Below are 13,064 nucleotides of genomic sequence, written 5' to 3' on the forward strand. Positions count from 1 at the left end.
CAGGATTTTATTGATGGTTCATAAAGCGACACAAGAATCTCATTATGGCAAACGTACCGATGACAGCCTGAAAGTCACCCGGGCTGTTATTCCGGTAGCTGGACTTGGCACCCGGATGTTACCTGCCACCAAAGCCATGCCCAAAGAAATGCTCACCGTGGTTGATAAACCACTGATCCAATACGTGGTCCAGGAAGCCGTAGCTGCTGGGATCACCGAAATTGTGCTGGTGACGCATTCTTCAAAAAACATGATTGAAAACCACTTCGACACCAGTTTCGAATTAGAAGCTGCGCTGGAAAAACGGGTCAAACGCCAGTTACTGGAAGAAGTTCGTAACATCACCCCTAAAAACGTCACCGTGATTTCCGTGCGTCAGCCACAGGCGTTGGGCCTGGGTCATGCCATTTTGTGCGCGCGGCCGGTGGTGCGAAACCATCCATTTGCGGTGTTATTACCGGATGTGATTGTTGATCAATATCAAAGCAACCTGAAAAAAGACAATTTAGCGGCGATGATCCGCCGTTACAACGAATCCGGCCATAGCCAGGTGATGGTAGAGCCGGTGCCGGCCGAACTGGTGAATCAATACGGTATTGTTGATGTGGACGGCATTTCGCTGCATCAGGGCGAAAGCGCCAGCATTACCGATATGGTGGAAAAACCGGATATTGATGACGCGCCAAGCAACTTCGCCATTACCGGCCGTTACGTGCTGTCGCCAACGATTTGGGATTTACTGGAATTTACGCCACCTGGCGCCGGTGATGAAATTCAGCTGACCGACGCGCTGCATCAACTGCGGTTATTAGAAGTGCTGGAAGCCTATCATATCAAAGGCAAATCACACGATTGTGGCAACAAACTGGGTTACGCGCTGGCCAATGCCGAATATGCGTTAAATTCCGGTTTCGGCGCGCAGTATAAAGAGCGGCTGTTGCAGTTGTTGGGACAATAAACGAGCAGCCAGTGTGGTTGGCTCCATGGACTAAAGGTTGCAAAACGTAGGTCGGATCAGCGAAGCGCCATCCGACATCACGCAATAAACATGACGATCACCAGGGTTCGGTAAAGGATATAACATGAAGTTTCTGGTCACAGGCGCTGCCGGTTTTATCGGTAGCAAAGTCGCTGAAGAGTTAGCACTACAAGGTCATCAGGTGGTCGGCATCGACAACCTGAACGACTACTATGATCCAGCGTTAAAACTGGCGCGGCTTAACCGCATCCAACAAGTCCTGAGGACCACTTCGCAAACCGATTTATTTCGTTTTATCAAACTGGATTTAGCTGACCGCGATGGCATCGCCAACTTATTCGCCACCGAAAAATTCCAGCGGGTCATTCACTTAGGCGCGCAAGCCGGTGTCCGTTATTCCATTGATAATCCAATGGCTTACGTCGATTCCAACCTCACCGGCACGATGACCATTTTAGAAGGTTGCCGCCACCACCAGGTTGAACATTTGGTCTACGCTAGCTCCAGCTCGGTGTATGGCAACCAGCAAAAAGTGCCGTTTAGCGAAACCGACGCCGTCGACACACCGATCTCACTCTACGCCGCCACCAAAAAATCCAACGAGCTGATGGCACACACCTACAGCCATTTATATCAGCTGCCCACCACCGGCCTGCGGTTTTTCACCGTCTACGGCCCCTGGGGCAGACCCGATATGGCGCCATGGAAATTTACCAAAGCCATTCTCGAAGGCCGCGCTATTGATGTCTACAACCACGGCCAGCTGATGCGCGACTTTACCTATATTGATGATATCGTCGAGGGTGTTTTGCGCATTCAGGATCTGGTTCCGGCAAGCGAAGGCTACCCAACACAGCTTGCCAACAACCCGTATTACGCTTTATATAACATTGGCAATAACCAGCCAGTCGCGCTGGAAGACTTTATCAGCGCCATCGAAAACGCCGCTGGCGTCAAAGCGCAGAAGAATTATTTGCCGATGCAGGCAGGGGATGTTTATCAGACTTTTGCTGATGTGGGTAAATTAGCCGCTGCAGTTGGTTTTCAGCCAGCGACGCCTTTAGCAAAAGGGATGCAGCAGTTTGTGGACTGGTATCTTCATGAAATTGCATGATTTTTTGCCGCGAACACGTATTTCAAAGTCGCTGTTAAGGACCCGCCTTGGCTAATTACCACAAAGGCGCGGTATTTATGCTGGCGGAAAAGCTATTAAAAATGGCTTCGCAGTTATTGATGTTGGTGCTGATGGCGCGGGTGCTGGCACCGGATGATCTCGGCCAGTTGATGTATTGTTTTGCTTTAGCCTCCATTTTCCTGTTTTTAAACCAGCTAGGTCTCGACACTTTATTGGTAAAGAAATTTGTCGATCAGGCGCGTAAAAAACAATCTTTGTTATGGCATGCCTTTGCTGCAAGATTGCTGGCAGGCGTGTTATGTATTGTGTTAGTGAATGGTCTTGGTTGGCTGTTGGTTGATGCGCAGCACCGCAATTTGTTGTTTATTATTTCGTTGTACCATTTGTTTTTGCCTTTTAGTACCTTTGAATGGTTCTTTCAGGCAGAAGGTCGCAGCGACTTAGCGGCAATAGGTTTAATTGCGGGTCATGTTGCTGGTTTTGCACTGCGGTTATGGTGTGTGTTAACAGCGCCAGATTTAGCGATATTGGCCAGTGCTTATGTATTAGAAGTGGCAGTAACCGCACTGGTGTATGTGCTGCTGTTAAAGCAGCAACAACTAAAATTACCCAAAGTATTATCAGCCGATCGGATCCAACACCTCGGTACTGAAGCACTGCCCTTGATGATTTCAGGCGCGGTGATCCTGATTTACATGAAGGTTGACCAATTGATGCTGGGGCTATTGTCCAGCGCTGAAGAAGTGGCTTATTACGTAGCTGCTACCCGTTTAAGCGAAGCCTGGTATTTTGTTGGTTTGACGGTGATTAGTGTTTATTTTCCGAAAATTTTAAAGGAAAAGACAAATAGCACTCAAACTTTTGAAAAGTCTTTTGTTAAGCTAGGTCGATTAATCGTTATTCTGGGCAGTGCGATTGCGATCGCTACATATTTTTTTGCCGACGCAGTTATCGAATACCTCTATGGACCTATGTATTTGAAATCCATCGAAGTATTGCAAGTAACAATTTTCGCTGTTCCTTTGGTGTATTTAGGAGCACTCTCTACTAGGTTATATTTGGAGCTTCATAACACTAGGGCAGTTCTATATAAATCTATTTTTGGCCTGATTATTAATATTGTATGTAACTGCTTATTGATACAACGATATGGTGCAATAGGTGCAGCTATAGCAACCGTTGCTGCTCAGGCAACATCAGGCTATTTTTGCCATTATCTACTCGGTAAAGACGGCAAAGCTATCTTAAATGTCCAAGCGAAAATAGTAGGAGTGAAGCGTGGCTAGGAAATTTTTCTACTACTATGTGCTGATCTCATTTGTTCTCTGCATAATTTTTACAGCCAGCAGGCTCTATCCGATGCCTTTTGATTATGAGCAGATATTTACTGTCTCCGAAATTTTTCATTATTCTCTTTATATATTTTGGGGCGTTTTCGTTTTTTATATTTCTCAAAAATTAACTCGTGGAGGTGAAGTTCATAATAGCTACAATTTCCAGTTTGATCTTACAAACTCCGTGTCCTCTAGGTATGTTCTACCAGCTCTGCTCCTTCAGGTTTTTATACTGAGTTACTTTTTAATAAAGATTTCAATCGGCTTAGATAGCAGTGATGGCGAGCAGTATATAAAAAACTACCGTCCACTCGGAGATAAAATCAGTGTAATGTTGCTTCTTTCTCAAAGTTTTCTCCCCATTATTTTATGGCGAGTGAAGCTCGCTCGAGTGTTTGCTATTCTTTCCTGTGTGTTTCTGGCATTTATATTTTCATGGATAGATGCTAGTAGGGCGTCTATTTTACCGTTGATAGGTGTAGCGTATGTATTTTATACAAAACGTAGCTACTTCCTTTTGTTATGTGTGTCAATTGTAATGGTGTGTTTATTCATGACAGCCATCATCGCAAGATCGTACATAGATCGTATCAGTTTCGATTCACTAATTGAGATTGTAGTTCACACGTACACAAATTTTTCTGAAGTTTGCGTATGGGTCGTTAGCTATTTTACGGCGTTTTCAATATATCAATTTGCGTATATTGTTCGAGATGGTTTAGGTGATTTCACTTCATATGATCTTATTTATTCTGTAATTCCATTGCCTTCGTTTTTATGGTCAAACGTACCGGACTATGATAATTGGCGTGCAGATGAATTCAGACCGATGGGGGCGCTAAGCGAAATTCTTCGTGTTTCTATACTGGCTTTCACATTTTTCTTTTTTATTCTTGGCGTTCTTGCGAAGAAAATTGATTGCATGACAGATAGATATATGAAGCTCCTAAGTGTGTTTGTTTTTAGTATGACGACAGTTATGATATTTCAATATAATCTTCGCACCGTTCAATGGTTTTACTACTTCTTGTTTTTTTTGGTTCTTTATGACAAAACTCCAAACCTGAAATTAAAGAAAATAAAATTTACTTTTTAACAATATTTTGAGAGTGAATGTGCTGAATAGGTTAATAATACAAGCTGTGGCTCCGGATTATAGGCTTGGTCTGTTTTCAATTTTAAAATCGAGTGGTTTTAAATTCGTGATTGGTAATAATTACTTTACCGAAAGTGTTAAAACTGCAAATTCAGCGTCAGATGTTTTAAGTCATGTGACATCGGATAATTTATATTTTTTTCAAAGACGAGCTTTAATCCAAACATGGCCTGGTATGTTGCAAGACTTAACTGCCAATAGCACCAGAGTTGTCGAATTAAACCCACGTTGCGTGACGAGCTGGCTATCGTTGCTGTTTTCAAAGGTGTTAAGACGTGGCCGTACAGTTGTTTGGGGGCATTTGTTAAATCGCGCCGGTGAAGTGAAAACCTTGAGTGCACGGCAGTTGATGCTACAACTGGCAAGTGGAGCTTTGTTCTACACCCATGGCCAACAGCAGGCCTTTTTAGCGACCAAACTTGGTAAAAAAGTCATTAGTGGTTTTGCCCCTAATTCGGTGGTCTATGCATCGCAAGTGCAGGCGTTTACTAATGTGGGACACGATTTTATTTATGTTGGGCGGTTAGTTACTGATAAAAAACCGCTGTTGTTGGTTCGGGCATTTGTCCGCGCCTGTGAGCTTGGACTTACGCAATCACAGTTACATATTGTCGGCACGGGTGAGTTGGCCGAACAGGTGAAGCAAATTGTTGAACAAAGCCCGGTGGCTGCACGGATCCATCTTTATGGACACAACAATGACTACGATTTTTTAGCCGGTTTATATCAGAAATCGGTGTGTTCGGTATCACCCGGCTATGTTGGCTTGTCTGTCACTCAGTCATTTTCTTTTGGCCGACCCATGTTAATTTCCAAAGATGAGCCGCATGCGCCGGAAATTGAAGCTTTTAAGCCGGGTGAAAATGGTCACTTTTTTGAAACCGATCAAGCAGAAGCTTTAGCTTTGCAACTACTCGTTATGTACCAACAACGCGAGTTTTGGGCGGAACAAGCGCCGGCGATGGCAACATTGGTGCGCGACAATTACACCTACGAAGCGATGGCAAAAGGCTATCTGGAACTAATAGAACGGGTTGAATTACATGGCTAAACGAGTGCTGATGGTCGGTCAATTTCCGCCACCTGTAACCGGTGAGGGCCAAATGAATATGCTGGTCGAGCGCATGCTAAAGGCGGAAGGACTGAGTGTGGCGAAAGTCGACAGTTGTATTATTGCTGACGTAAATCAGGTCGGGCAGTTCAGTCTGTCGAAGTTTTGGCGCGCGCTGCAAGTTTGTCTGAAGTCGATACTATTTGTGTTCAGTATTGACGTGCTGTATCTGACACCGGGTCAGACTTTATTTGGCTTATTGCGCTTTCTGCCGGTAATAATGGTTGCAGCACTTGCGCGCAAACAAGTGATTCTGCATTGGCATGGCTACGGGATTTTACCTTTGTTTAAACGTTATCCAAGAATTGCCCGTTGCTACTTTAATCAGCGTTTTATCAATGTGGTGTTAACTCATGACCTTATTCAAAAGCTTGCTGCCGCCGGAATTAATACCAGTCGCACTGTTAAAATTGCCAATTTTAGTGAATTGCCGGTGCAAGCGGCTGTAAGCAGCATTGCATCAGAGCAGCAACCTGTGCGGTTAAAGGTCCTGTTTTTGGGCGGATTGATGGCTGAAAAAGGCATAGATCTGTTTTTGCAGGCAGCTGCAAGCAGTGCAGCTTTTGATTTTATTGTTTGTGGGGCTGGTGATGCGGAAATTACCGAGCGGGTTCAAAGTCTTGCCGATGAGGGCAAATTGACTTTTGCCGGTCTGGTGCAAGCTGCGCAAAAACAACACATTCTAAACGAAGCTGATATTTTTGTGCTGCAAACCCATTATCCGACAGAGGGTGTACCGCTGACCATCCTCGAAGCGATGGCGAGCGGTTGTGCCATAGTGACCACTCAGCACAATGGCATTCCGGAAACAGTTGGCGAAGCCGCGTTCTTTGTCGAGGCTCAGTCGGTAGAGAGTTTACTGGCGGCGTTGAAACAACTGGATCAGCAACGCCAACAGCTGTTGGCGTTACAGCAATTGGCGCTGCAGCAGGCCCGTCAGTTTTCTTACAGCCGCTTTAAAGATGCAATGTTGCCACTTTTTTATTTAAATTCGTCGCAAAACCCGCCAAGTAATGTGGGGGAAAACAGGTTGGATCGCAGGTGAAGTTTATTTTATACAGTATCAATTACGCGCCGGAGCTTACCGGTATTGGCAAATATAACGGTGAGTTAGCCGCCGCGCTGCCTGCGCTTGGCGTGGCAACTACGGTTATTACTGCGCCACCTTATTATCCGGAATGGCAGATCCATGCCGGCTTTGACAATAGCTATAGCACCACCAAGCCGCAATCTGGACTCACGGTTTGTCGTAACCCTTTGTATGTGCCGTCAAAAGTAACTACGTTCAAACGGCTACTGCATTTATCTTCGTTTGCGCTCAGTTCGTTTGGTCGTCTGCTGACGATGATACGACAAAAGCCGGATGTGATTTTTCTGGTGCAACCTACCTTGTTTTGCGCTCCTTTTGCACTGCTATATGCCAGGGTTTGTGGCGCCAAAACTATTTTGCATATTCAGGATTTCGAAATTGATGCCATGTTTGGCTTAGGGTTAGCAACTCAGGGCAAGTTAAAACAGCTGGTCAGTAGCATTGAACGTTTTTTGATGAACCGCTTTGATAAAGTCTCGTCAATTTCTTTCAGCATGCTGGAAAATGCCCGCCGTAAAGGTGTACCCGAGCATAAATTGCTGTTTTTCCCAAACTGGTCTGATACCAATTTTGTGCATCCGGATGTCGATGCCAGCGCGTTAAGAGCCAGCTGGGGTTATCAGCCGGATGATAAAGTCGTGTTGTATTCCGGTAACCTCGGGCAAAAGCAGGGGCTGGATATTGTATTGGAAGCCGCCAAAGCATTGGCCGATTCACCGAAGGTGAAGTTTATTATTATTGGCTCCGGTGCTTATCGCGAAACATTGGAACAGCTGGCGCACAGTATGGGCTTAAGCAATGTCGAATTTAAGCCGTTACAACCTTGGGAGCTGGTGCCGCAAATTCTGGTGATGGCCGATGTGCATTTAGTGGTGCAGAAAAAAGGCGTCGCCGATGCAGTATTACCGTCCAAGCTGACCAATATTTTGGCCGTCGGTGGCCATGCGTTGGTCACCGCTGAACAACATACCGAACTTGGTAAAATTGCCGAGCGTTACCCCGGTATTTATCAGTTGGTAGAGCCGGAGCACAGCATCGATTTTATCGCCGCATTAAAACAGATCCTGCAACAGGATACGCAGGCAACTAATCAGGTTGCCCGTAACTATGCTGTTGAAAATATTAATAGTGACAAAGTGATCAAGCGTTTTGTCGAAGATTTACAGCAGTTAGTACATAAGGAATAGTGGTTATGACACAAAAAGTCGCATTAATTACCGGCGTGACCGGGCAGGATGGCTCGTACCTGGCTGAGTTTTTATTAGAAAAAGGTTATGTGGTTCATGGTATTAAACGCCGCGCTTCTTCATTTAATACCCAGCGGGTTGACCATATTTATCAAGACCCGCATACCGACAACAAAAACTTCATTTTGCATTACGGCGATCTCACCGATTCCTCGAATCTGACCCGTATTTTGCAGCAAATTCAGCCGGATGAAGTGTACAACTTAGGTGCGCAGTCGCATGTGGCGGTGTCGTTTGAGTCGCCGGAATATACTGCCGATGTCGATGCGATGGGTACTTTACGGTTACTGGAAGCTATCCGGTTGTTAGGTCTGGAAAAGAAAACCCGGTTTTATCAGGCGTCCACTTCCGAGCTGTATGGTTTGGTGCAGGAAACGCCACAAAAAGAAACGACGCCGTTTTACCCACGTTCGCCTTATGCAGTGGCGAAAATGTATGCTTACTGGATCACGGTCAACTACCGTGAATCTTATGGCATGTATGCTTGCAACGGTATTTTGTTTAACCATGAATCACCCCGTCGCGGCGAAACCTTTGTTACCCGCAAAATTACCCGGGCGATTTCGAATATTGCTTATGGTTTAGAGCCGTGTTTGTACCTTGGTAATATGGATGCGCTGCGCGACTGGGGCCATGCTAAAGATTACGTGCGGATGCAGTGGATGATGTTGCAACAAGACCATGCTGAAGATTTTGTGATTGCCACTGGTAAACAAATTTCAGTGCGTGAATTTGTGCGGATGTCCGCCAAAGAGGCTGGTATTTCGCTGGAGTTCGCCGGTGAAGGGGTGCATGAAACCGCCACAGTGACGGCAGTTGATAGCTTACTGGCGCCAAAAGTAAAAGTGGGTGATGTGATTGTCAAAGTTGACCCACGTTACTTCCGTCCGGCTGAGGTTGAAACTTTGTTAGGCGACCCCTCTAAAGCCAAACGCAAACTGGGCTGGGTGCCGGAAATTACCGTTGAAGAAATGTGCGCCGAAATGGTCGCGCATGATCTTGGCAAGGCCAAACAGCATGCGTTGCTGCAGCAACATGGTTTTGATGTCAGCGTGACGCTGGAATAAAGGTGTCGGCTGAACAGGAGCTATAACATGACCAAAACCAGAGTTTATGTCGCAGGCCATCGCGGTATGGTGGGCTCGGCGATTGTGCGTCAATTGCAGCAAGACAATCGCGTCGAGCTGGTGCTGCGTAGCCGCAATGAGCTGGATTTAACTCATCAGGCAGCGGTGCAGCAGTTTTTTCAGCAAGAAAACATCGATCAGGTGTATCTGGCAGCGGCAAAAGTTGGCGGTATTGTGGCGAACAATACTTATCCTGCTGATTTTATTTATGAAAATCTTATGATCCAGGCCAATATCATTCATAGCGCGCATCTGGCCAATGTGCAAAAGCTGCTGTTTTTGGGCTCGAGCTGTATTTATCCAAAGCTCGCGACGCAGCCGATGACCGAACAAGCGTTGTTAACCGGTACTTTAGAACCGACCAACGAGCCTTATGCGGTAGCGAAAATTGCTGGTATTAAGCTTTGTGAAAGTTACAACCGCCAATATGGCCGCGATTACCGTTCGGTCATGCCAACCAATTTATATGGCGAAAACGACAACTTCCACCCGGAAAATAGCCATGTGATCCCGGCGTTATTACGCCGTTTTCATGAAGCAAAATTAGCCGGTTTACCCGAAGTAGTCGCTTGGGGCAGCGGTAAACCAATGCGCGAGTTTTTGCATGTGGATGATATGGCCGCGGCCAGCGTGTTTGTGATGCAGCTTGATAACAGCAGCTATCAGCAACATACCGAAGCGATGCTGAGCCATATTAACGTCGGCACCGGCATCGATTGTACTATTCGTGAATTGGTGGAAACGGTGGCGCAGGTGGTTGGTTATCAGGGCACTATTGCTTTTGATGCCACTAAACCAGATGGCGCACCGCGTAAACTGATGGATGTGTCGAGGCTAAAATCCCTAGGTTGGACCGCGTCCATTGAATTAGCGCAGGGGCTTGCCAGCACTTATCAGTGGTTTTTGCAGCATCAGGATTCGTTTCGGAAGTAACAGGCGGGTTTATGTTTCTCGAGCAACAACTGTTTACCCAAGTGATCCAAAGCACACCGTTGGTGGCGATCGATTTACTGGTGGAAAACAACGCCGGTGAAATTCTGCTCGGTCAGCGGCTGAATCGCCCGGCGCAGGGTTTTTGGTTTGTGCCGGGTGGGCGGATCCTGAAAAATGAAGCGTTAGCCAGCGCTTTTGCCCGGCTGACGCAGGCTGAACTTGGGGTTGCCATCGATTTTCAACAAGCACAATTACAAGGTGCTTATGATCACTTTTATGCTGATTATGTGTTTGGCGAAGGAATTTCGACCCATTATGTCGCGCTGGCTTATCGGGTCAGAGTCGCTGTGGAACTGAGCCAATTGCCACAGCAACAACATGCGGCATATCGTTGGCTAAAGGTCTGCGATCTATTGGCTGACCCCACAGTGCACCAACATACCAAGGCATATTTTGGCTAACACGAAGCCGGGCATCGGCAACACGCTATCGCTTGCTATTCACAAGTTGCGTGTGCCGTTGGTGTTGCTGATTTTGTATGTACATGCCTGGCCGATATTAGCCTCTTATACCAATACCACTCGCGCGTTCAGCGAATTAGGCGTAGCCGCCGGCATTGCCTGGCTGCTGGCAGATGCGCTGGCGAATCACTTTGGGCGCGTCGCTGTGCCGTTGTTGTTTATGATTTCCGGTTATCTGTTGTTTTTCAACTTTGCACCAACGCTGCGCCAGTACCTGCAGCTGTTGCAACGACGTTCCTACAGCTTATTCATACCCTTTTTGAGTTGGAATCTGTTGATTTGGTTGTTTTTTAGCGCCGGATTATCTTTTTCTCTGACCCAACCATATTTTCAGTCATTATCGACACTGGTAACGCAAGAAACATTGGGACAGTGGTTGGCGATGATCTTTGGATTTGATCGGAATCCACTGGCGTATCAGTTTTGGTTTGTCCGCGATCTGATGTTGATGGTGCTGATCTCGCCATTGATCTTGCTGTTGTTGCGATATTTTAACGCAAGCTTACCGCTGCTAATGCTTGGCTTATGGTTGGTAGGCAGCTGGCCCTGGTTTGCCCCGGCCTTGTTGTCATGTTGTTTTTTCAGTGTTGGGGCCTATCTTGGCTGGCGGCAGTATGACGTGACTTGGCTCGCTCGACATCGCAAAACCTTATTATGTGGGTACGTGCTGTTATTCATAGGATTGAGTGCCGGGCAAGCATTAATGGGTGATTTGCAGTGGATTAGATTGTGGCCGTTAGCCGCAGAAGTCAGCGTTTCATTGTTGTCAGTATTTAGTAAAGTATTGGTTTTATTAGGTTGCTGTACCTTGCTAAGTATTGCATTGGCTCTTACTCATCCTGTGCCAGAATTCCAAAACCAGCAGTCCAAATCGGTATCAGCAAAAGCGCTTTCGACGCAGCAGCAAGCCAGTAGTCTGGCATTTTTTATTTTTGCAGCACACGAGCCGCTACTTACCATAGTGCGGAAATTATCGGTGTTAATGTTGCCAGCGTCGTTCTGGCTGGATCTGCTGTTGTTTATGTTGTTGCCGCTCATGTTAAGCTGGGGTTTGTTTCAGGTGTTTCGCCTGATGCAGCGTTTTACGCCAACGCTTGGTTACTGCCTAACAGGAAACTTTACAAGACACTTTACAGGGGATCGATGACACTGTTGTTCGCCCGAATTTTCAGCCCGAAGTATCTCACTTTAGTCGGCAATATCACGCTGGCGATGTCTTCTTTTGTCCTGGGGTATTTGTTGTTACTGGTAGCTCCGGCGAAAGACTATGGTAATTTTGCGTTTATGCTCATTGTGCAGGGGCTCGGGTTTGGCGTGATTAATGCGTTGCTAGCATCTCCTTTATTGATCCAGCTGCATCACAAGCAATTAAGCACTCGTCAACTTGCCGGATTTACCCGGCTGGCCTTTGCGCTGGCATTTCTGACCGGCTTGTTACAAGGCGCGTTGCTGGCGGTGCAACACTATGATCTGGCAATAGTTTTACTTTATTCTGCCGCCGGTCTAGTACAGCTCTTACGCTGGTATGGCCGTTGTTATTGCCAGAATCTGACACCAGCGTTGGTGGTTGTGTCAGATCTGCTGTTCGGCGTTCTTTGTACCGGTGCGGCGCTGCTGTGTTGGTGGTGGCGACAACTTGATTTTCTGAACACGGGTTGGATTTTACTGTGTAGCGGGCTCGTGGCCTGCGCACCATTTGTGGCAAGTTTAGGCCGGAGTTTGCTGCAGACAGCAGATTTTAGCGCCCTGCAACAAGGGTACTCTGCGCAGGGTAAACCAGCGTTGATTGGCGTGGTTACCGTTGAAATGACCGCTAATATCCACAGTTATCTGGTGGTGTTAATAGCCGGTGCCGCTGCCTTTGCGCCACTGGCGGCGGCAGCGCTTTTTTTACGGCCGATGTCGGTCATTCAGGCGAGTTTAGGTCAGTCAGAAAAACCGCAATTGACCAAAGCACTGGCCGAAAATGCGTTGAATGACCATGAAAATATGGGCGGCGGTTTAGCAAAGATCATGCAGTTGATGGGGGATTTTCGCAGGTTGTCGTTCGCGGCGTTTATGCTAAATTCGGTGCTGGTCTTGATGGCATGCGTCTGTTGGCCAGTGTTGTTGTGGCCAGATGATTTAAGCCGGACTGATTTTGTGGCCGCTTTAGGTCTGTTGCTGCTGATTGCGTTGTTACGCAGTGTTCGCGGACCAACCAGCGCATTGCTGCAAGCTGCTGATCAATTTCGACCGCTGGCCAAAGTGACATTATGTTCAAGTGCCATCACGGTGCCGCTGGTCGTGGTTTTGTTGTGGTGCAGTGGGCCCATTTCAACTTTGGTCGGGATTTTGGTTGGCGAGTTGATCATGACCATCCAGATCGAAAAAATTTACCGAAAGCTGTTACAGCAACTGCCGTGCAAGGTAACCTGACATAGGTTCATTG

Annotated in this window: 12 protein-coding genes; all 12 read left to right on the forward strand. The window is 46.8% G+C overall.

What is annotated here, in order from left to right:
• The first annotated feature begins 13 nt into the window (after window positions 1–13).
• The 12 genes from galU to EOE67_RS09740 all read left to right on the forward strand — a co-directional run bounded on the left by galU (window position 14) and on the right by EOE67_RS09740 (window position 13,051).
• On the forward strand, window positions 14–958 hold the full coding sequence (galU, locus tag EOE67_RS09685) for a UTP--glucose-1-phosphate uridylyltransferase GalU (protein WP_206099548.1): 945 nt from the start codon (window positions 14–16) through the stop codon (window positions 956–958).
• 124 nt (window positions 959–1,082) lie between these two features.
• A complete protein-coding gene (locus EOE67_RS09690) occupies window positions 1,083–2,093 on the forward strand; it encodes an NAD-dependent epimerase (RefSeq protein WP_127698896.1) in 1,011 nt (336 codons plus the stop codon).
• Window positions 2,094–2,140: 47 nt separating this feature from the next.
• The gene (locus EOE67_RS09695) at window positions 2,141–3,400 is read left to right on the forward strand and encodes a flippase (RefSeq protein WP_127698897.1); all 1,260 of its coding nucleotides are present in this window, start codon (window positions 2,141–2,143) and stop codon (window positions 3,398–3,400) included.
• A complete protein-coding gene (locus tag EOE67_RS09700; protein WP_127698898.1) occupies window positions 3,393–4,544 on the forward strand; it encodes a hypothetical protein in 1,152 nt (383 codons plus the stop codon). The genes EOE67_RS09695 and EOE67_RS09700 overlap by 8 nt, the downstream gene beginning before the upstream one ends.
• A 235-nt stretch (window positions 4,545–4,779) precedes the next feature.
• The gene (locus tag EOE67_RS09705) at window positions 4,780–5,655 is read left to right on the forward strand and encodes a glycosyltransferase (RefSeq protein WP_127698899.1); all 876 of its coding nucleotides are present in this window, start codon (window positions 4,780–4,782) and stop codon (window positions 5,653–5,655) included.
• A complete protein-coding gene (locus EOE67_RS09710) occupies window positions 5,648–6,760 on the forward strand; it encodes a glycosyltransferase family 4 protein (protein WP_127698900.1) in 1,113 nt (370 codons plus the stop codon). The genes EOE67_RS09705 and EOE67_RS09710 overlap by 8 nt, the downstream gene beginning before the upstream one ends.
• Entirely contained in the window at window positions 6,757–7,992 is a 1,236-nt protein-coding gene (locus tag EOE67_RS09715; protein ID WP_127698901.1) for a WcaI family glycosyltransferase, read from the forward strand. The genes EOE67_RS09710 and EOE67_RS09715 overlap by 4 nt, the downstream gene beginning before the upstream one ends.
• 5 nt (window positions 7,993–7,997) lie before the next feature.
• Window positions 7,998–9,119, forward strand: a complete 1,122-nt coding sequence (gmd, locus tag EOE67_RS09720) for a GDP-mannose 4,6-dehydratase (RefSeq protein ID WP_127698902.1) — start codon at window positions 7,998–8,000, stop codon at window positions 9,117–9,119.
• Window positions 9,120–9,146: 27 nt separating this feature from the next.
• Entirely contained in the window at window positions 9,147–10,112 is a 966-nt protein-coding gene (fcl, locus tag EOE67_RS09725; RefSeq protein ID WP_127698903.1) for a GDP-L-fucose synthase, read from the forward strand.
• 11 nt (window positions 10,113–10,123) lie between these two features.
• Window positions 10,124–10,573, forward strand: a complete 450-nt coding sequence (locus tag EOE67_RS09730; protein WP_127698904.1) for a GDP-mannose mannosyl hydrolase — start codon at window positions 10,124–10,126, stop codon at window positions 10,571–10,573.
• Window positions 10,566–11,780 carry an acyltransferase family protein gene (locus EOE67_RS09735; protein ID WP_164852276.1) on the forward strand — a complete coding sequence of 405 codons (1,215 nt, stop codon included), beginning with the start codon at window positions 10,566–10,568 and terminating at the stop codon, window positions 11,778–11,780. The genes EOE67_RS09730 and EOE67_RS09735 overlap by 8 nt, the downstream gene beginning before the upstream one ends.
• Window positions 11,777–13,051 (forward strand): hypothetical protein, encoded by a 1,275-nt coding sequence (locus tag EOE67_RS09740; protein ID WP_127698906.1) that lies wholly within the window; start codon window positions 11,777–11,779, stop codon window positions 13,049–13,051. Before EOE67_RS09735 ends, EOE67_RS09740 begins: the two co-directional genes overlap by 4 nt.
• Window positions 13,052–13,064 lie beyond the last annotated feature (13 nt).

Source organism: Rheinheimera riviphila (assembly GCF_004005945.1).
Classification (GTDB): domain Bacteria; phylum Pseudomonadota; class Gammaproteobacteria; order Enterobacterales; family Alteromonadaceae; genus Pararheinheimera; species Pararheinheimera riviphila.